Below are 18,078 nucleotides of genomic sequence, written 5' to 3'. Positions count from 1 at the left end.
TATACCGAGGGCATGGCCCGGACAAGGAGGTGTGCATGACCAACCCAACAGCCGCGATGCTGGTGATCGGCGACGAGATCCTGACCGGCCGCACCCGCGACGCCAACATGCATTTCCTGGCCGGAGAGTTGACCAAGCACGGCATCCGCCTGTCAGAGGTGCGGATCGTGCCCGATATCCACGACCGGATCGTTGCGGCGCTGAACGCCCTGCGCGCGGATTACGACACGGTGTTCACCTCGGGCGGGATCGGGCCCACCCATGACGACATCACCGCCGATGCGGTGGCTGCGGCCTTTGGCGTGGGGATCGACGTGCGCGCGGATGCCCGCGCCATCCTGCAGGACTATTGCGACCGGATGGGGCGCGAGTTGAACGAATCGCGCCTGCGCATGGCCCGCATTCCCGACGGCGCCACCCTGATCGACAATCCGGTGTCCGCCGCACCCGGATTCACCATCGGCAATGTGCATGTGATGGCCGGGGTGCCCTCGATCTTTCAGGCGATGGTGGCCGGGGTTCTGCCCACGCTGACCGGGGGCGATCCGCTGTTGTCGCAAAACCTGACCGTGCTGCGGGCAGAGGGGGATATCGCCGACAGCCTGCGCACGCTCGCCGCCACCTTTCCCGACCTGTCGATGGGATCGTACCCCTTCGTGCGGGATGGCGCCTATGGCACCAACGTTGTGATCCGCGGCACCGACGGCGCCCGGATCGATGCGGCGATGGCAGACCTGGCCGCCCTGTTCCCCGAGGCCGTGGCGTGAGCCTGCCCGACCTGTTCGCGGGGCAAGAGGCCACATGGCCCCCTGCCGCGACGCATCGGGTCGGGCCGTGGTGCATCCGCGACGGGCAGGGCGGGGGCAAGCGCGTCTCTGCCGCCACCGCCACCGCGCCGGTAACGGACGCCGATATCGCCCAGGCCGAAACCGCAATGGCTGCGCTGGATCAGGACGCGCTGTTCATGGTCCGTCCGGGCGACGAGGCGTTGGACGGCCTGCTGGCGTTGCGCGGCTACCGCATCGTGGATCCGGTGATGATCCTGGCCGCCCCCGTCGCCCCGCTGGCCGCCATGCCGCCGCCGCCGGTGACGGCCTTTACCGTGGCCGCACCGCTGGCGATCCTGCACGAGGTCTGGGCCGAAAACGGCATCGGCCCCGCCCGTCTGGCGGTGATGGACCGGGTCAAGGGACCGAAAACCGCCCTGCTGGCCCGCCAGAACGACCGCGCCGCCGGGGCGGGCTTTGCCGCGATCCACGGGACGCGCTGTTTCGTGCATGCGCTGTCGGTCTCGCCCGCCCACCGGCGGCAAGGGGCGGCGGTGAACATGATGCGGGCTGCGGCGGGCTGGGCGCAGGATCACGGTGCGGAAACGCTGGTCGTGCTGGTGACAGAGGACAACGCCGCTGCGCGCGCGCTCTATGCTTCCTTGGGGTTTGCGAATGTGGGAAGCTACCACTACCGAACCAACGCGCCGCAAGGGAGATGACCCCGTGACCCAGGACACCGACCTGCCGACCGCGCTGAACCTGCCGCCGGTCGATCCGCTGCCGCCAGAGACACAGAAATATTTCGACATCTGCACTGAAAAGCTGGGCCTCGTGCCGAACGTTCTGCGGGCCTATGCGTTCGATATCTCAAAGCTGAACGCCTTTGCGGCGATGTATAACGACCTGATGCTGGGCGACAGCGGCCTGAGCAAGCTGGAGCGCGAGATGATCGCCGTGGTCGTGTCCTCGATCAACCGCTGCTGGTATTGTCAGGTGGCCCACGGCGCGGCGGTGCGCGAATTGTCGAGCGATCCGAAACTGGGCGAGGCGATGGTGATGAACTATCGCGCAGCACACCTGGAGCCGCGGCAAAGGGCAATGCTGGATTTCGCCGAAAAGCTGACCGAGGCCAGCCACCGGATCGAGGAAGCCGACCGCCAGACCCTGCGCGCGCATGGGTTCAGCGACCGCGACATCTGGGACATCGCCGCCATCGTGGGGTTCTTCAACATGTCCAACCGCATCGCCTCGGCCAGCGGGATGGAACCGAACGAGGCCTATCACGGCGCCCACAGATGACGGCCACGCGCGTCGCCCTTGCCCTTGCCCTTGCCCTGCTGCCGCCCGCCATGGCCGGTGCACAGGGACTGGCGATGCCCGAAGAGGCGACGCTGGTCCTTGATGAGAATGCCGGCCTGTCCAGCACGCGTATCCCGGTGGCCGGGTTCGACGGGGAAACCGTGCCCGCCATCCGGGCCGAGGGCATGCTGATCCGGCAGGTCTGGCAGGCGCCGCTACAGGGCCGCACGACCCTGCAGATGCTGGCCCCCCTGCGTGATCAGCTGCGCGCGGCGGGCTATCAGGTGATCCATGAATGCGCGGCGCGGGAGTGCGGCGGCTTTGATTTCCGCTTTGCCACCGACACCCTGCCGGAACCGGAAATGCACGTCGATCTGGGTGATTTCCGGTTCCTGTCGGCGCGGCGTCTGGCCGACGGGCAACCGGAATACGCCACGCTGATGGTCAGCCGTTCGGCCACCCGGATGTTTGTGCAACTGACCCGGTTGGCGCCGCAGAAAACCGGCCCGGCGGTAGAGGCGCCCCAGGCTGGGCCGGCGCCCGGGCCCGATGTGGATACTGCCCTGATCGCGGCGCTGGAACGGGACGGGCGCGCGGTGTTGGGGGATCTGGTCTTTGCCACCGGGGCGGCCCAGCTGGACACCGGCCCGTTCGAATCGCTGAACGTGCTGGCTGCCTACCTGCGGGCCGATCCCGCCCGCGCGATCGTTCTGGTGGGGCATACCGATGCCGAAGGGGGCCTGGACAGCAATATCGCCCTGTCGCGGCAACGCGCGGCGGCGGTGCGTAATTACCTGGTCGAGGCCCTGGGCGTGCCCGCCGCGCAGGTCATGGCAGAGGGGGTGGGGTTCCTGGCGCCGCTGGCCAGCAATCTGACGAAAAGCGGCCGCCAGGCCAATCGCCGGGTCGAGGCGGTGCTGCTGGGCGCGCGTTAGGCGCGGTTCAGAACAGCATGTCGGTGCCGGCGAACTTGGCCACCAGAAAGTCGATGAAGGACCGCACCTTGGGCTGGGTAAACCGACCCGGCGGATAAACCGCATAGATTCCCAGCTTTTCCGTCGGCAGGTCGGGGATTGCCTCTTCGACCAGGCCCTTGTCCATCGCGTCGCGGAACAGAAAGCTGGGCAGATAGGCGATCCCCAGCCCCGAGATGGCCGCGTTCAGCAGCGATTGCCCGTCATTCACCGTCAGCCAGCCCGCGGTGCGGATCTGCCGTTTTTCGCCCGAGGGCGCGGTAATCTTCCAGACATTGCCGCTGGCCTGGTTGGAATAGTGCAGCAATTTATGCTCGTTCAGGTCGTCGATCTTTTGCGGGCGGCCGAATTTCTCGAAATAGGACGGCGCGCCGATCATGCGCCGCGTGGTATCGGCCAGCTTGCGTGCGCGCAGGGTGCTATCTTCCAGCTCGCCCACGCGGATGGCCATGTCGAACCCTTCGGAAATCAGTTCAACGTAGCGGTTGTTCAGCACCATGTTCACGGTGACATCCGGGAATTCCTGCAGGAAATCGCCCAGCAGCGGCGACAGATGATTCACCCCGAAATCGGTGGCGACCGAAATGCGCAACAGGCCCGAGGGCGCCGATTGCATCGAGGTCACCAGCGCGTCGGCCTCTCCGGCGTCGTTCAGCACGCGGCGGGCGCGGTCATAGTAGACCAGCCCGATTTCCGTGGGGCTGACGCGGCGCGTCGTGCGGTTCAGCAGCCGCGCGCCCAGGCGGGCCTCCAGCGACGAGACATGCTTGGACACCGCGGATTTGGAGATTCCCATCTTCTTGGCCGCGTCGGTAAAGCCGCCCTGGTCAACGACCGTGGCGAAGGCTTCCATTTCCGTCAATCGATCCATCTCGACACCTGCAACTCGTACCCCCGTTCAATCACCCATTGTTGCGGTAGATTCAGGCAGGATTGCGGAAGCGGCCCGACAATAGTGGGGTAAAGGCAGGATCGTACTCAGGCGAGAAACACGTTGCGCAGGGGTTTACAGGCCCGCCGCCAGCCGTGCGCCCTGCTCGATCGCGCGTTTCGCGTCCAGTTCGGCGGCCACGTCCGCGCCGCCAATCACATGGGGGGTGATGCCGCGCGCGATCAGCGCGTCGGCCAGGTCGCGGCGGGACAACTGCCCGGCGCACAGCGCCACCGTATCGGCAGGGATCAGGCGGCAATCCTCGCCGATGCGGACCTCTATCCCCTCTGGCGTGATGCGATCGTAGGACACGCCGCCGATCATCTGCACGCCCTTCATCCGCAGCGCGGCGCGGTGAATCCAGCCGGTGGTCTTGCCCAGACGCCGCCCCGGCTTTTCGGCCTTGCGCTGCATCAGCGTTACCGTGCGCAGGGGCGGTGCGGGATGCGGCCCGTCCGGGGCCAGACCGCCGCGATGGGCGGCCGGGTCGGCCACGCCCCATTCGGTGCGCCAGTCCTCGGGGTGCAGGGTGGGGCTGTCGCCGGTCACCAGGTATTCCGCCAGATCGAATCCGATGCCGCCCGCCCCCACGATGGCCACGCGGGGGCCGACCTCTGCCACGCCGGACAGGATTTCGTCATAGCGTTTCACATGCGGCAGATCCTGGCCCGGAATGCCGGGATCGCGGGGGGTGACGCCGGTGGCGACGATCACCGCGTCATATCCGGCCAGCATGTCCGCATCGGCGGTACAGTTCAGGCGGACATCCACCCCGCGCCGGGCCAGCATGGTCCGGTACCAGTCGATCAGGCCGGTGAATTCCTCTTTGCCGGGCACCTGGCAGGCCAGGTTCAGTTGCCCGCCGATCCGGTCGGATCGTTCGAACAGGCTTACCCCGTGGCCCCGTTCGGCGGCGACCAGCGCGGCCGACAGGCCCGCGGGGCCGGCCCCTACCACCGCGACGCGCCGCGGCGTGGCGGCCGGTTCATAGCGCAGTTCGGTTTCGAAACTGGCACGGGGGTTCACCAGGCAGGTGGCGATCTTGCCGGAAAAGGTATGATCCAGGCAGGCCTGGTTGCAGGCGATGCAGGGGGCGATTTCATCGGCCCGGCCCGCGGCGGCCTTGGCCACGAAATCCGGATCGGCCAGGAAGGGGCGCGCCATCGACACCATGTCGGCGCAGCCCTCTGCCAGCACCCGTTCGGCCACGTCGGGCGTGTTGATCCGGTTCGAGGTGATGACCGGGATGCCCACCTTGCCCATCAGCTTGCGCGTCACCCAGGCAAAACCCGCGCGCGGAACAGAGGTGGCGATGGTGGGCACGCGCGCCTCGTGCCAGCCGATGCCGGTGTTCAGGATCGTCGCCCCGGCCTGTTCCACGCGCTGCGCCAGGTTCACCACCTCGTCGAAACTGGATCCATCGGGCACCAGGTCGATCATCGACAGGCGGTAGATCAGGATGAAATCGTCGCCCACGGCGGCGCGCACGCGTTTCACCACCTCTAGCGGCAGGCGCATGCGGTTTTCATATGAGCCACCCCAGCGGTCGGTGCGGCGGTTGGTATGGGCAACCAGGAACTGGTTCAGGAAATAGCCCTCGGACCCCATCACCTCGACCCCGTCATAGCCAGCCTCGCGGGCGCGTGCGGCGGCGGTGGCGATGTCGGTGATCTGTTTCTCTATCCCGGCCTCGTCCAACTCGTGCGGGGGGAAGGGGGAAATCGGCGACTTGATCGGGCTGGGCGCCACGCAATCGGGACCATAGGCATAGCGGCCCGCATGCAGGATCTGCATCGCGATCCGGCCGCCTGCGTCGTGCACGGCATCCGTCACCCGGCGATGGTTGGCGATGTCGTCGGGCGTGAACAGGCCCGCCGCACCGGGGAAAACCCCGCCCTCGGCATTGGGCGCCATGCCGCCGGTCACGATCAGCCCGGCCCCGCCCTGCGCGCGCGCGGCATAAAAGGCGGCGACACGGTCCCAGTCGCCGCGCTCCTCCAGCCCGGTATGCATAGACCCCATCAGGACGCGGTTTTTCAGCGTCGTAAATCCCAGGTCCAACGGTTCCAGAAGATGCGGATACTCGGTCATTCGGGTCGCCTCCTGCGGGGCAGAGTGCGACGCCCCCCGCGCCCTGTCACGCGGAACGCGGCGTCATCCCTGGCTGTTGGGGCCCGTTGCCATGGTTTCCACGCAGTGGCGGCGGAACGCCTTTTTCAGCATGTCCAGTTCCGCGCGCAGCAGGTCGATCTCGGCGCGCAGATCCTGGTCCAGCGGCATGCCGGTGACGATGGCAAAGCTGTCCAGCGTCGCCCCGCTGTCGGCATCGCGCACCAGGAATGTCTGTACCCCATCCGACAACAGTTCGGACGGGATCGGCGCGGCCAGGGTATAGCGGCCGGGCGTTTCGGCCTCGGGGACCAGGACCACGCCGTCCAGCGGCTTGTCCAGATGGGTGATTTCGATCCGGGGCGGTTCCGATCCGGTGGGGATGTCCACCACGCATTCCCAGACACCGGCACGCAGGCGGGTATGGGTCAGGGTCAGGGCGGTCACGTCCTTCATAGCTCTGCCCTCGGGCGGCGGGTCAGGGTGACATCGCGCAGGATGATCTGGTTCATCTCCGGTCCCTCGAAGATCAGGTCAAGCCAGGCCTTTTCGACCCGCTTTTCGTTCAGTTCGGTATAGGCTAGGTCGAAATCCACCGCGATCTCGGCTGCGCCCAGCGGCAACTCTCGTACCACCTGTTCGATGTTCGGCCCGTGCTTGACGTTCAGCCGGGCGAAGATTTCCAGCGGGTATTCGGTTTCCACGATGGTTTCCAGCCGCATCAGGTGGTTGCGCCGCAGACCCTCGCAGGCGGCGGCGGGCAGGTCGACGACCATCGACAAAAAACTGCCGTCAAAGCGGAACACGTCCAGCCGCACGCCATAGGGGGCGATGTCCGCGGCGCGGGTGTTGCGGATCTGGCGAAAGGTCAGTTCCGAACGCTGGCAATCGTGGTGAATGCTGGCCTCGGCGCCGAATTCGCTGCGCGTGGGCAGCGCGGCCGCAGCGGCGGGAAAGACAGGGCCGCGGAACAGCTCGGGGCGGTAGGCCCAATCGGTGCCCAGCGGTTTGCGAATGGCGCTGTGGCCGATCCGCGGCAGCGTCAGCCGCTCCTCACTGACATGGATCACCTGATCCAGACGCCGACGCAACTGCCAGGCCCGGTTGCGCACCGGGCGCAGGTCGTCCAGCTCGGCGACGGCCACCCGTTCGCCTGCGCGTGTCCAGGCGGACAGGCTGCGCCGGAACAGGAACCGATCCAGAAATCCAAGTGTCTTGGCAACCATGGGCACGTAAACCTTTACCACATGCACCGGACCTTAGCCCAGTTGCGCGCGGCCTGCACCGCCAAATCTCAGCCGCCCAGCAATGCCGCGAACGGTCCCTTGCGCGGGGGCGGCGCGGTGCCGGGGGCGGGCAGGCGGGCGGTCTGCCGCCGGATGCGGGTGGCGAAATCCCGCAGCAGGGCGCGCGAGGCCGCGTCGCTGATCGGCCGGTCGGCAAAGCCGGTGACCGATGCGGTCACGATCCGCCCCTGCACGTCAAAGATGGCCCGCCAGGTATCGGGGCGCAGACCCTTGCCCAGGCCGGGGCCGCGATCGGTGACATGCAGAAAGAACAGCCCGTCGCGGCTGTCCATCCCGTCGATCTGCACCGTGTCCGCCCGCCCGTTCCGCGCCAGCGCCGCGCGCCCGGCCTCGGACCCGAAATAGCGTTCCAGCACCACAGCGCGATCCGCCGCGCTGCCGCCCGGACCAGGGTTGCCCGCGACAGAGGCAGTCAACAGCGCGTCGGGGCTGGGGTTGGGGGCGTTGTCGGCCCCGGTCAGTGCCGCGCAACTGGCCAGCAGCACGAAAGAGCCATCCGTCCCCTGGCGCAGCGCGGACTTGTCCACGCAAAAGCCATAGGGCGCGGCAATGGCCACGCTGCCATCGGCAACCACGATTTCGGGCGGGGCCTTGCGGCTGTAGAACTGGCCGTCCGGTCCCACCTGCGGGGCGGTGTCCAAACAGCCGGGCAGGGCCAGCACCGCGGCCAGCGCCGCGATATGGGCGGGGGTCCGGGTCACGACAGCCGGTCGGGCAGGTCCAGCCCGCGCAGGATGTCGTCGGCGGCCATCGCACGCTTGCCCTGGCGTTGGGCCTGCAACACCTGAACCGCGCCGCCGCCGCAGGCCACGGTCAGCCCGTCCAGCACCTGGCCCGGTGTGCCCGTGCCGGGCACCGCGCGGGCCTGCAACAGCTTTAGCCGCTCGCCGGCCACATCGCACCACGCGCCCGGAAAGGGCGACAGGCCGTTGATGTGGCGCGCGACCGCTTCGGCGGGGCGGGTCCAGTCGACCCGGGCCTCGGCCTTGTCGATCTTGGCGGCGTAGGTCACGCCATCCTCGGGCTGTGTCTCGGGTGTCAGATCGGGCAACTGGTCCAGCGCCTGCACGATCAGCCGCGCGCCCATGGCCGACAGGCAGTCGTGCAATTCGCCGGTGGTTTCCTCGGCACCGATTTGCGTGGCCTCGCGCAGCAGGACGGGGCCGGTGTCCAGCCCGGCCTCCATCTGCATGATGCAGATGCCGGTTTCCGCGTCGCCCGCCATGATCGCCCGGTGGATCGGCGCCGCGCCCCGCCAGCGCGGCAACAGCGAGGCGTGGATGTTCAGGCAGCCATGGGTGGGCGCATCCAGCACCGGCTGCGGCAGGATCAGGCCATAGGCGACCACGACCGCCACATCGGCGTTCAGCGCGGCAAAGGCGGCCTGCTCCTCGGCCCCTTTCAGGGACAGGGGATGGCGGACAGGCAGGCCCAAGGTCGCGGCCCGCGCATGCACCGGGGTCGGGCGGTCCTTCTTGCCGCGGCCCGCGGGGCGGGGCGGCTGGCAATAGACGCAGGCGATGTCGTGCCCGGCGTCCACCAGCGCGTCCAGAACGGGCACGGAAAAATCGGGCGTGCCCATAAAGACCACACGCATCTCAGCGCCTCCGCTTCTCGAACTTTTTTAGCAGCCGCTCGCGTTTCAGGCGCGACAGGTTGTCGAAATACATCTTGCCGTTCAGATGGTCGATCTGGTGCTGCACCGAGGTCGCCCAGAGCAGGACGAAGTCCCGCTCTTCGACCTCTCCGGCCGCGTTCAGGAACCGCACCGTGACCGCGCGGGGGCGTTTCACCGATGCCCAGACGCCGGGCAGGCAGGGGCTGGCCTCTGTATGGCTGCGCAGCTTGTCCGAGGCGTGCAGGATTTCCGGGTTGGCCATGCGCACCGCCTGGCCGCGTTCCTCGGAACAATCCACCACGGCCAGCCGTTGCAGCACGCCGATCTGGTTGGCTGCCAGCCCGACACCCTGGCCCGGCATGGCCTCCATCGTGTCGATCATGTCGTCCCAGATGGCGCGGATTTCATCCGTGATGGCCGTGACCGGCTGGGCCTCGGCCTTCAGCCGCGGGTCGGGCCATTGCAGGATCGGGCGGGCGGTCATCCGGCGGCCCGGGACCGCTCGCGCTTGAGTTTCTTCATCTTGCGGGTGATGAGCTGGCGCTTGAGCGGCTTGAGATAGTCGATGAACAGCTTGCCGTTCAGGTGGTCGATCTCGTGCTGGACGCAGGTCGCCCACAGCCCGGAAAAGCGATCCTCTTTCGGATCGCCCGAGGGGTCGGTCCATTGCACCACCACCTCGGCCGGGCGGGTCACCTCGGCAAAGGTTTCGGGGATCGACAGGCACCCCTCTTCGTGGATGTTCAGATCGTCCGATTGCCAGACGACCTGCGGGTTGAACATGGTGATCGGGCTGGGCGGGGATCCCTCGTCCTTGGCGCAGTCCAGCACGATCAGCCGTTGCAGGATGCCGATCTGCGGCGCGGCCAGCCCGATGCCCGGCGCGCGATACATGGTTTCCAGCATGTCTTCGGCCAGCCGCTGCATCTCGTCGCCGATCTCGGCAACGGGGTCGGCGGCCGTGTTCAGGCGCGGGTCGGGGTGGATCAGGATCGGTCGTGTGCTCATGGACCAGTGATTTAGGTGAAAGCGGGGGCCTGCGCAATGCGGCGAAGTCTTGCGCCCGCCGCCCCAGCCGTTAGCGTAGCCTGGACCAGCACGGAGACCCCCATGAATTTCGACGAGATCATCGAGCGCCGCGGCACCCACTCCATGAAATGGGACATGATGGAGCCGATCTACGGCGTGCCCACCGAGGACGGGATTCCGATGTGGGTGGCCGACATGGATTTCCGCCCGCCCGATTGCGTCACGCAGGCGGTGCGCGCGATGGCCGATCACGGGATCTATGGCTATTTCGGGGATGACACCGACTACAAGGCGGCGATCGGCTGGTGGATGCAGACCCGCCATGGCTGGGATGTCGATCCCGACTGGATCTTTACCACCCATGGCCTGGTCAACGGCACGGGGCTGTGCGTCGATGCCTTTACCGAACCGGGGGACGGGGTGGTGCTGTTCACGCCGGTCTATCATGCCTTTGCGCGGGTGATCCGCGCGGCGGGGCGGCGCGTGGTGGAATGCCCGCTGGTGAATGCGAATGGCCGCTATGAAATGGACTTCGCGGCCTATGACGCGCTGATGACCGGCGAGGAACGCATGGTCATCCTGTGCTCGCCCCACAATCCCGGCGGGCGGGTCTGGACGCGTAACGAATTGCAGGGCGTGGCCGATTTCGCCCGCCGGCATGACCTTGTTCTGGTCTCGGACGAGATTCACCACGACCTGGTCTTTCCGGGGCAGGACCATATCGTGATGGACACGGTCGATGACGGGGTGCGCGACCGGCTGGTGATGATGACCGCTACGACCAAAAGCTTCAACATCGCGGGCACGCATCTGGGCAATGTCATCATTCCCGACCCGGATCTGCGCGCGCGCTTTGCGGGCCGGATGGGGGCGTTGGGCATTTCGCCCAATTCCTTTGGCATGGCGATGGCCACGGCGGCCTATTCGGCCGAGGGCGCGGCGTGGATCGACGCGCTGGTGGCCTATCTGGACGGCAACCGCCAGCTGTTTGACGCGGGGGTGAACGCCATCCCCGGCCTGTCGTCGATGCCGCTGCAATCCACCTACCTGGCCTGGGTCGATTTCGCGGGCACCGGCATGGACCGGGCAGAGTTCACCGCAAGGGTCGAGGAAAACGCCCGCATCGCCGTGAACCACGGCCCCACATTCGGCACGGGCGGTGAGGGTTTCCTGCGGTTCAACCTGGCAACGCCGCGTTCGCGGGTGCAAGAGGCCGTCGAGCGGCTGCAAAAGGCATTCGCCGACCTGCAATAGTGCATCCATGCAGGGGGTCTGCGCGCGCGCTGCGGATGGCAACGGCGCGCGGGCGGCTATCTCCTCCGTCAAAGGAGGATCCCATGGGACAACTGATAGAGGGTGTCTGGCACGACACCTGGTACGACACCGACAGCACCGGCGGCCGTTTCGTCCGCTCCACCGCGGGGTTTCGCGACTGGGTTACACCGGGCGGCGCGGGCGGGTTCGGCGCCGAAAGCGGGCGCTATCACCTGTATGTCTCGCTGGCCTGTCCGTGGGCGCATCGCACGCTGATCTTTCGCGCGCTCAAGGGGCTGACGCCGCATATCGGCGTGTCGGTCGTGCATCCCGACATGCTGTCCGATGGCTGGACCTTTGCCACCAACTTCCCCGGTGCGACCGGCGACGACCTGTATGGCCTGCCGTTCCTGCGCGACATCTACACCAAGGCCAAACCGGACGTGTCGGGGCGGGTCACGGTGCCGGTGCTGTGGGACAAGCAGCGTGAAACCATCGTGTCCAACGAATCGGCCGAGATCGTGCGCATGTTCAATTCGGCCTTTGACGGGCTCACCGGCAACCGCGACGATTACTGGCCCGCGCCCCTGCGCGACGACATCGAAAAGGTCAACGCCCGCATCTACGACACCGTGAACAACGGCGTCTACAAGGCCGGGTTCGCCACCAGCCAGACCGCCTATGACGAGGCGGCAGAGGCGCTGTTCGACACGCTGGACTGGCTGGAGGATCGCCTGTCCACCCGACGCTATCTGATGGGCGATCGCGTGACCGAGGCCGACTGGCGGCTGTTCACCACGCTTGTCCGGTTCGATGCGGTCTATCACGGGCATTTCAAGTGCAACCGCGCGCGGCTGGTCGATTACCCCAACCTCTGGGCCTATTCGCGCGAGCTGTATCAATGGCCCGGCGTCGCGCAGACGGTGGATTTCGCCCATATCGTGCGCCATTACCACTACAGCCACGACATGATTAACCCGCACCGGATCGTGCCGTTGGGGCCGCGCCCGGACTGGACCGTCGCGCATGGCCGGGCGCGTCTGGCCGCCGCCTAGGCGTTTGTGCTGTGGCAATCGCCTGCTAAGGTTCCGGAAAACGCCCTTTTCCGGAGCCTTTCCAAATGCGTCTTTTGCCCGCCCTCGCCGCCAGCCTTTGCCTTTACCTGCCTGCCCCCCTGGCCGCCCAGGTGCCCTGCGGGGGCAGCTTTGCCAGCTTTGTCCAAGGGCTGAAGGAAGAGGCCCTGCGCCGCGGCCATTCCCCCCGCGCGGTCGATCAGTTCTTTGCCGTTGCGCGCTATGACGGCGGGGTGATCCAGCGCGACCGGGCGCAGGGGTTCTTTCAGCGGGATTTCGTGGATTTTTCGCGTCGATTGATCAGCCAGTACCGGCTGGATCGCGGGCGGCAGAACGCGGTGAAATACGATGCCATCTTTGACGTGATCGAATGGCGCTATGGCGTGTCGCGCGGGGTGTTGCTGGCCTTTTGGGCGCTGGAAACGGATTTCGGCGCGGTGCAGGGGGATTTCAACACGCTGAACGCGCTGGTCACGCTGGCCCATGATTGCCGCCGTCCCGGCCTGTTCCGCCCGCAGGTCTTTGCCGCGCTGGAATTGTTCGAGCGGGGCGATTTCGATACCGCCACCACCGGCGCCTGGGCGGGTGAGATCGGGCAGGTTCAGATGCTGCCCGCCGACATTCTGGAAAACGGGGTGGATGGCGACGGCGACGGGCATGTGCGGCTGAAAACCTCTTCGCCCGACGCGCTGATGTCGGGGGGCAAGATGCTGCAATCGCTGGGCTGGCGCGCGGGCGAGCCGTGGTTGCAGGAAATCATCCTGCCCGGCGGGCTGAACTGGGCGGAAACCGGGCTGGATACCACCCGCCGCGTGTCGGATTGGGCGGCCCTGGGGGTGCGCGCGCGGTCGGGATCGCTGGGGCCGGGGAACCTGTCGGCCTCGATCCTGTTGCCGATGGGGCGGAACGGCCCGGCCTTTATCGCCTATCCGAATTTCCGGGTCTTCTTCGAATGGAACCAAAGCCTGGTCTACGTGACCACCGCCGCCTATCTGGCGACCCGGCTGGAGGGGGCGCCGGTCTATGACGTGCGCAACCCCGAGCCGGGGCTGAGCGGGGCCGAGATGAAGCTGTTGCAACAGAAACTGGCGGCGCGCGGGTATGACGTGGGCGGGATCGACGGCATCCTGGGCGCCCGGACCCGCGACGCGGTGCGCAAGGAACAGTTGCGCCTGGGCCTGCCCGCCGATGCCTGGCCGACGCGGGCGCTGTTGAACCGGCTGTAACCCGAACGCAAAAGGCCCCGCCGTTGCGGCGGGGCCTGTGTGGGCCTGGGTGTCCGGCCTGTTACCAGTCGATGAACTCTTCGAAGCTTTCGACCGACAGGCGCCAGATATCCAGCACGTCCTCGAAATTGCCGTTGCCCATACCGTCGAAATCCAGGTTCACGTCCATTTCCAGCGCGGGATCGCCATCGTCATCCACGGTGGCTTTGGAAAACAGCTTGTCGCGGTTCCACTCGTTCATGCGGCCCGCGCTGACCGCGTTGTTCATATTGTAGCCGGTGTAAAACTGGATCGAGGCGCAGTCGTTGTTATCGGAGCAGCCGTAAAAGAACACCGCGAAATTCGACCGCGACACGCGCGAGGAAATCTTGGGATCGCCCGTGCTGTCGGTTTCCAGTGTGGCGGCGTACCCGTAGGCCTGCATGGCGGACAGAACGCCCTGCGGGTTAGAGGCGCGCACATCCGCGGCCGCGGCGGTGGCAATCAGCGGCAGCGCGGCAAGCGCGAGCCCAAGGCGGGGGGTGAAAGGCATGGCACTGTCCTTTTTCATGCTTTGATAAGCGAATGAAACGGTGTGCCCCCCCGACCTGTCAAGCATTGGGTCAGGCGACCAGGGCTTCGGCCTTCTTCAGATCGACGCTGACCAGTTGGCTGACGCCTTGTTCGCCCATCGTCACGCCGAACAGCCTGTCCATGCGGCTCATCGTGACCGCGTGGTGGGTGATGATCAGGAAACGGGTGTCGGCGCGGCGGGTCATTTCGTCCAGCAGGTCGCAAAAGCGGGTGACATTGGCATCGTCCAGCGGCGCGTCGACCTCGTCCAGAACGCAGATGGGGGCGGGGTTGGCCAGGAACACGCCAAAGATCAGCGCCAGCGCGGTCAGCGTCTGTTCCCCGCCCGACAGCAGCGACAGGGTGGACAGCTTCTTGCCCGGCGGCTGGCACATGATTTCCAGGCCGGCCTCTAGCGGGTCGTCGGATTCCACCAGCACCAGCTTGGCCTCGCCCCCGCCGAACAGGTGGGTGAACAGCAGGGCGAAATTCGCGTTCACCTGTTCAAAGGCGGTCAGCAGGCGTTCGCGCCCCTCCTGGTTCAGGCTGGCAATGCCGCTGCGCAGGGTGCGGATCGCGCCCTCCAGATCCTGCTTTTCCTCGCGCAGCTGGTCATGTTCCAACTGCACCTCGCGGGCGTCCTCCTCGGCGCGCAGGTTGACCGCGCCCAGGGCGTCGCGCTGGCGTTTCAGACGGGTTACGTCATGCTCGATCGTTTCGGCGGGCGGGATCGTGTCGGGGTCGGCGTCCAGCGTGTCCAGCAGGGCGCCGGGCGTGACCTCCAGTTCCTCGGCGATGCGGTCGGTGGCCTGACGGACGGTGTCGCGGGCGGCCTCGGCGCGGGCCTGGGCGGCGGCGCGGGCCTCGCGCGCCTCGCCGGCACTGCGCTCGGCCTCGCGGGCGGTGGTCTCTGCGTTACGTAGCGCGGTTTCGGCGGCAGAAAGGGCATCGGCGGCAGTTGTGCGGCGGGTTTCAGCCTCGGCGATGGCCTGGTCCAGCTTGGCGCGGCGGGCGGCGATGGCCTCTGGTGCGCGTTCGGCCTGGCCCAGTTCGTCGACGGAGTCCGCCTTGCGCTGCGCCAGTTCGGCCAGACGGGTTTCCGCCGTTTGCAGCCTGTGGTGCCAGCCGCTGATCTCTGTCGTGATGTCCTGCAAGCGTTTGGTGCGGGCGGTGCCCTCGCGCTTCAGCTCGTCATGGGCGGCGCGGCGGGTCATCATGGTCATGCGCGCGGCCTCGACCGTGGTTTTCACGTCCTCCACATGGGCGCGCGCGGTGTCGATGTCGCCCAGTTCGGCCAGTGCGGCCTCTGCCTCGTGCAGGCGGGCGCGGGCGGCTTCGGCCTCGTCCTCGTGGCGCTGTACGGACAGGCGGGCGGTTTCCAGCTTGCTGGCGGCGATGTCGCGGTCGCCCTCGGCCCGGGAAAGCGCCCGGCCGGCCTCTGCCAGGGCGCGGTCGGCCTCGCGCCGGGCCTCGCGCGCGGCGCGGTCGGCCTGGGTGGTGTCGGCCAGACGCTGGGCCAGGGTGTCATGCAACTGCGCGGCCTCTTCGGCGCGGGCGCTGGCCTCTGCCAGATCGCGACGCAGTTCTTGCAGGCGGTTGATCTGTTGCAGGCGCAGGGCGGCGGCGCTGGGGGCGTCCTCTGCCCCGGCGCGGAAGCCGTCCCACCGCCACAGGTCGCCATCGGCCGTGACCAGGCGCTGACCGGGGGCCAGCTCGGCGTGCAGCCGCGCCCCGGTGGCGCGGTCGGGGACCAGCCCGATCTGCGCGATCCGCCGGGCCAGCAGGTCGGGCACGCGGACATGATCGGCCAGCGGCGCGGCGCCATCTGGCAAGGGCTGGTCGCGGTCATAGCCCGGCAGCGCGGCCCAGCCCGCCCCGGTATCGCCCTCCAGGCGCGGCGCGCGCAGATCGTCGGCCAGCGCCGCGCCCAACGCCTTTTCATAGCCGGGATCGACCCGCAGCAGGTCCAGCACCTGCCCGCCCTCGGCGGTGTCGCGGTCCACCAGACGGGCCAGGGCTGCGACCTCGGCCTCCAGCGCGCTGGCCTCGCCCTGGGCTGCGGATTTGCGGGCGCGGGCCTCGGCCTCTTGGGCCTGGGCCTCGCCGCGGGCCTCGTCGGCGGCGGCCAGCGCGGCCTCTGCGGCCTCTGCCGCCTCGGTGGCGGCCTCTTGCTGCTCGGTGGCCGCGTCCAGACGGTCCGCGGCGTCGGCCAGGGCGGTTTCGGCCTCTTCCACCGTGGCGCGGGCGCGGGCGGCCTCGGCGGCGTTGCGCGCGGCGGTCTTGGCGGCATCCTCGTGCAGGCGTTGGGCGGATTGGTGGCGGGCCAGCAGGCGGGCCATGTCCTCGGTCAGTTGCGACAGGGCCTCTTCGCGGTCGGACAGCAGGGCGGCGGCCTCGTGCGCCTGTTCGGCGGCCTCGGCCAGGGCGTCGTCATGGCCCTGATGCGCCTTTTCCAACTGGTTGCGTTCCCAGTTCAGCCGTTCGATGGTTTCGCCCGCGTCGCGGTTCAGGCCGGTTTCACGCTCCATGTCGCGGGCCAGTTGCTCGATCCGGGCGGTCAGGCGCGCGATCGTGTCGGCGGCGCGGCTTTCCTCTTCGCTCAGGGTGTCGCGCTGCACGGTCAGCCGTTGCAGGATCGCGGCGGCGACGGCCTCTTCCTCGCGCAGGGGGGGCAGGGCCTCTTGCGCGGCGTCGCGGGTGGCGGCGGCCTCTCGCGCCTGGGCCTCGGCCCGGGCGGCGGTGCGGGTATGGTCGGTCAGGGCGGCCTCTGCGCTGGCGCGGGCCTGGTCGGCCTCTTGCCAGCGGCGATACAGCAACAGCCCCTCTGCCCGGCGCAGGGCGGTGCCGATCTCGCGGTAGCGGGCGGCCTGTTTCGCCTGCCGGGCCAGTTGTGCCAGTTGCCCGGCCAGTTGTTCGATCACGTCGTCCACGCGGGCCAGGTTCTGCTCGGCGGCGTTCAGCTTAAGCTCTGCCTCGTGGCGGCGTTGGTACAGGCCCGCGATCCCGGCGGCATCCTCCAGCACGCGGCGGCGGTTGCGCGGTTTGGCGTTGATCAGTTCGGAAATCTGCCCCTGCCGCACCAGCGCGGGCGACTGCGCCCCGGTGGAGGCATCGGCGAACAGCATCTGCACATCGCGGGCGCGCACATCCTTGCCGTTGACCTTGTAGGCGGACCCCGCATCGCGGGTGATGCGGCGCACGATGTCCAGCATGTCCGCCGTGTTGAACTCGGCCGGGGCCAGGCGTTCGGTATTGTCGATCTGCAGGCTGACCTCGGCGAAATTGCGGGCGGGGCGGGTGGCCGCGCCGGCAAAGATCACGTCCTCCATCCCGCCGCCGCGCATGGCGGTGGGACGGTTTTCGCCCATCACCCAGCGTAGCGCCTCCAGCAGGTTGGACTTGCCGCAGCCATTGGGGCCGACAACGCCGGTCAGCCCCTCGGCGATCACCAGGTCGGTGGGATCGACAAAGCTTTTGAAGCCGTTGAGCCTGAGGCGGGTAAAGCGCACGCGTGGATGTCCTGATTCCGGGTGTGCGCCCCAGTGTTCGGATGCGCAGCGCCCGAGTCAAGCTGCGACGCTATAAATGGCCGGTGGGGCGCAAGTTATCCACAAGATGTTGCGTCACGAAGGGGGATCAGGACAGGTCAACCGGGCAGTCACCAGCGCCGGGTCGCCGGTAAAGGTGCCCGGCCGGATCGCACAGCCGGTCGCCTGTTCGATCGCGCGATAGGCGCGGTGCATGATGCCGGGGCGGCGTTCCATATTGGTGCGGATCGCCTGGGCCGTATCCCCGTTCCGCCACACGCTGAAGCGTGAGCCGTCAACGGTGACCTCTACCGCCGGGCGCCCCGCGAATTGCAGCCCGGGCGAGGCGCAGCCGGTCACAAAGGCCAGCACACACAGAAAGAGGGACAGGCGGGTCATCGCCTCAACC

General features: G+C 67.8%; 18 protein-coding genes. 7 read left to right on the top strand and 11 right to left on the bottom strand.

Annotated features, from left to right (window positions below):
• Window positions 1-35: 35 nt before the first annotated feature.
• From EV656_RS01755 to EV656_RS01740, 4 genes are read left to right on the top strand one after another with little or no spacing between them, the layout of a single operon-like run.
• Window positions 36-767 carry a competence/damage-inducible protein A gene (locus EV656_RS01755; protein WP_132598824.1) on the top strand — a complete coding sequence of 244 codons (732 nt, stop codon included), beginning with the start codon at window positions 36-38 and terminating at the stop codon, window positions 765-767.
• The gene (locus tag EV656_RS01750) at window positions 764-1,489 is read left to right on the top strand and encodes a GNAT family N-acetyltransferase (protein ID WP_132598822.1); all 726 of its coding nucleotides are present in this window, start codon (window positions 764-766) and stop codon (window positions 1,487-1,489) included. The genes EV656_RS01755 and EV656_RS01750 overlap by 4 nt, the downstream gene beginning before the upstream one ends.
• Before the next feature lie 4 nt (window positions 1,490-1,493).
• Window positions 1,494-2,069, top strand: a complete 576-nt coding sequence (locus EV656_RS01745; RefSeq protein WP_243695666.1) for a peroxidase-related enzyme — start codon at window positions 1,494-1,496, stop codon at window positions 2,067-2,069.
• The gene (locus EV656_RS01740) at window positions 2,066-3,004 is read left to right on the top strand and encodes an OmpA family protein (RefSeq protein ID WP_242469008.1); all 939 of its coding nucleotides are present in this window, start codon (window positions 2,066-2,068) and stop codon (window positions 3,002-3,004) included. The genes EV656_RS01745 and EV656_RS01740 overlap by 4 nt, the downstream gene beginning before the upstream one ends.
• 7 nt (window positions 3,005-3,011) lie before the next feature.
• Here the strand turns inward: EV656_RS01740 and EV656_RS01735 are convergent, their stop codons facing one another.
• From EV656_RS01735 to def (EV656_RS01700), 8 genes are all read right to left on the bottom strand, one after another.
• Window positions 3,012-3,914 carry a LysR family transcriptional regulator gene (locus tag EV656_RS01735; RefSeq protein ID WP_132598819.1) on the bottom strand — a complete coding sequence of 301 codons (903 nt, stop codon included), beginning with the start codon at window positions 3,912-3,914 and terminating at the stop codon, window positions 3,012-3,014.
• A gap of 135 nt (window positions 3,915-4,049) precedes the next feature.
• Window positions 4,050-6,065, bottom strand: coding sequence for an NADPH-dependent 2,4-dienoyl-CoA reductase (locus EV656_RS01730; RefSeq protein ID WP_132598817.1), 2,016 nt, complete (start codon window positions 6,063-6,065; stop codon window positions 4,050-4,052).
• A gap of 63 nt (window positions 6,066-6,128) precedes the next feature.
• Window positions 6,129-6,539 (bottom strand): hypothetical protein, encoded by a 411-nt coding sequence (locus tag EV656_RS01725; RefSeq protein WP_207287057.1) that lies wholly within the window; start codon window positions 6,537-6,539, stop codon window positions 6,129-6,131.
• Window positions 6,536-7,309 (bottom strand): DUF6478 family protein, encoded by a 774-nt coding sequence (locus EV656_RS01720; protein WP_132598815.1) that lies wholly within the window; start codon window positions 7,307-7,309, stop codon window positions 6,536-6,538. The genes EV656_RS01725 and EV656_RS01720 overlap by 4 nt, the downstream gene beginning before the upstream one ends.
• A 68-nt stretch (window positions 7,310-7,377) precedes the next feature.
• A complete protein-coding gene (locus EV656_RS01715) occupies window positions 7,378-8,091 on the bottom strand; it encodes a hypothetical protein (RefSeq protein ID WP_132598813.1) in 714 nt (237 codons plus the stop codon).
• On the bottom strand, window positions 8,088-8,987 hold the full coding sequence (gene fmt / locus EV656_RS01710) for a methionyl-tRNA formyltransferase (RefSeq protein ID WP_132598811.1): 900 nt from the start codon (window positions 8,985-8,987) through the stop codon (window positions 8,088-8,090). Before fmt ends, EV656_RS01715 begins: the two co-directional genes overlap by 4 nt.
• A gap of 1 nt (window position 8,988) precedes the next feature.
• Window positions 8,989-9,492, bottom strand: coding sequence for a peptide deformylase (gene def / locus EV656_RS01705; RefSeq protein ID WP_132598809.1), 504 nt, complete (start codon window positions 9,490-9,492; stop codon window positions 8,989-8,991).
• Window positions 9,489-10,016, bottom strand: coding sequence for a peptide deformylase (gene def, locus EV656_RS01700; protein ID WP_132598807.1), 528 nt, complete (start codon window positions 10,014-10,016; stop codon window positions 9,489-9,491). Before def (EV656_RS01700) ends, def (EV656_RS01705) begins: the two co-directional genes overlap by 4 nt.
• A gap of 102 nt (window positions 10,017-10,118) precedes the next feature.
• On the opposite strand from def (EV656_RS01700), the gene EV656_RS01695 reads away from it, so the two are divergent.
• The 3 genes from EV656_RS01695 to EV656_RS01685 all read left to right on the top strand — a co-directional run bounded on the left by EV656_RS01695 (window position 10,119) and on the right by EV656_RS01685 (window position 13,590).
• A complete protein-coding gene (locus EV656_RS01695) occupies window positions 10,119-11,291 on the top strand; it encodes a MalY/PatB family protein (RefSeq protein WP_132598805.1) in 1,173 nt (390 codons plus the stop codon).
• A gap of 83 nt (window positions 11,292-11,374) precedes the next feature.
• Window positions 11,375-12,346 carry a glutathione S-transferase family protein gene (locus tag EV656_RS01690; protein ID WP_132598803.1) on the top strand — a complete coding sequence of 324 codons (972 nt, stop codon included), beginning with the start codon at window positions 11,375-11,377 and terminating at the stop codon, window positions 12,344-12,346.
• Between the two features lie 65 nt (window positions 12,347-12,411).
• Window positions 12,412-13,590 carry a lytic murein transglycosylase gene (locus EV656_RS01685; protein WP_132598801.1) on the top strand — a complete coding sequence of 393 codons (1,179 nt, stop codon included), beginning with the start codon at window positions 12,412-12,414 and terminating at the stop codon, window positions 13,588-13,590.
• 61 nt (window positions 13,591-13,651) lie between these two features.
• Here EV656_RS01685 and EV656_RS01680 read toward each other — a convergent pair whose 3' ends face one another.
• From EV656_RS01680 to EV656_RS01670, 3 genes are all read right to left on the bottom strand, one after another.
• Window positions 13,652-14,122: a YbjN domain-containing protein gene (locus EV656_RS01680; RefSeq protein WP_165918915.1), complete on the bottom strand. Its 471-nt coding sequence runs from the start codon at window positions 14,120-14,122 to the stop codon at window positions 13,652-13,654.
• 70 nt (window positions 14,123-14,192) lie between these two features.
• Complete coding sequence (smc, locus tag EV656_RS01675) at window positions 14,193-17,651, bottom strand: chromosome segregation protein SMC (protein WP_132598797.1); 3,459 nt, start codon at window positions 17,649-17,651, stop codon at window positions 14,193-14,195.
• A 114-nt stretch (window positions 17,652-17,765) separates the two neighbouring features.
• Window positions 17,766-18,068 carry a hypothetical protein gene (locus tag EV656_RS01670; RefSeq protein ID WP_200276548.1) on the bottom strand — a complete coding sequence of 101 codons (303 nt, stop codon included), beginning with the start codon at window positions 18,066-18,068 and terminating at the stop codon, window positions 17,766-17,768.
• Window positions 18,069-18,078: the final 10 nt, after the last annotated feature.

The sequence above is a fragment of the Rhodovulum adriaticum genome (assembly GCF_004345735.1).
GTDB lineage: Bacteria > Pseudomonadota > Alphaproteobacteria > Rhodobacterales > Rhodobacteraceae > Rhodovulum > Rhodovulum adriaticum.
Note: the sequence above shows the minus strand (reverse complement) of the source record. Positions and strands in the feature narration are given on the sequence as shown.

What these genes read in the sequence shown, in the direction of transcription:
- EV656_RS01755 (WP_132598824.1), top strand. Translation starts at nt 36, where the DNA reads ATGACCAACCCAACAGCCGCGATGCTGGTGATCGGCGACGAGATCCTG.
- EV656_RS01740 (WP_242469008.1), top strand. Translation starts at nt 2,066, where the DNA reads ATGACGGCCACGCGCGTCGCCCTTGCCCTTGCCCTTGCCCTGCTGCCG.
- EV656_RS01735 (WP_132598819.1), bottom strand. Translation starts at nt 3,914, where the DNA reads ATGGATCGATTGACGGAAATGGAAGCCTTCGCCACGGTCGTTGACCAG.
- EV656_RS01730 (WP_132598817.1), bottom strand. Translation starts at nt 6,065, where the DNA reads ATGACCGAGTATCCGCATCTTCTGGAACCGTTGGACCTGGGATTTACG.
- EV656_RS01725 (WP_207287057.1), bottom strand. Translation starts at nt 6,539, where the DNA reads ATGAAGGACGTGACCGCCCTGACCCTGACCCATACCCGCCTGCGTGCC.
- EV656_RS01720 (WP_132598815.1), bottom strand. Translation starts at nt 7,309, where the DNA reads ATGGTTGCCAAGACACTTGGATTTCTGGATCGGTTCCTGTTCCGGCGC.
- fmt (WP_132598811.1), bottom strand. Translation starts at nt 8,987, where the DNA reads ATGCGTGTGGTCTTTATGGGCACGCCCGATTTTTCCGTGCCCGTTCTG.
- def (WP_132598809.1), bottom strand. Translation starts at nt 9,492, where the DNA reads ATGACCGCCCGCCCGATCCTGCAATGGCCCGACCCGCGGCTGAAGGCC.
- def (WP_132598807.1), bottom strand. Translation starts at nt 10,016, where the DNA reads ATGAGCACACGACCGATCCTGATCCACCCCGACCCGCGCCTGAACACG.
- EV656_RS01695 (WP_132598805.1), top strand. Translation starts at nt 10,119, where the DNA reads ATGAATTTCGACGAGATCATCGAGCGCCGCGGCACCCACTCCATGAAA.
- EV656_RS01690 (WP_132598803.1), top strand. Translation starts at nt 11,375, where the DNA reads ATGGGACAACTGATAGAGGGTGTCTGGCACGACACCTGGTACGACACC.
- EV656_RS01685 (WP_132598801.1), top strand. Translation starts at nt 12,412, where the DNA reads ATGCGTCTTTTGCCCGCCCTCGCCGCCAGCCTTTGCCTTTACCTGCCT.
- EV656_RS01680 (WP_165918915.1), bottom strand. Translation starts at nt 14,122, where the DNA reads ATGCCTTTCACCCCCCGCCTTGGGCTCGCGCTTGCCGCGCTGCCGCTG.
- EV656_RS01670 (WP_200276548.1), bottom strand. Translation starts at nt 18,068, where the DNA reads ATGACCCGCCTGTCCCTCTTTCTGTGTGTGCTGGCCTTTGTGACCGGC.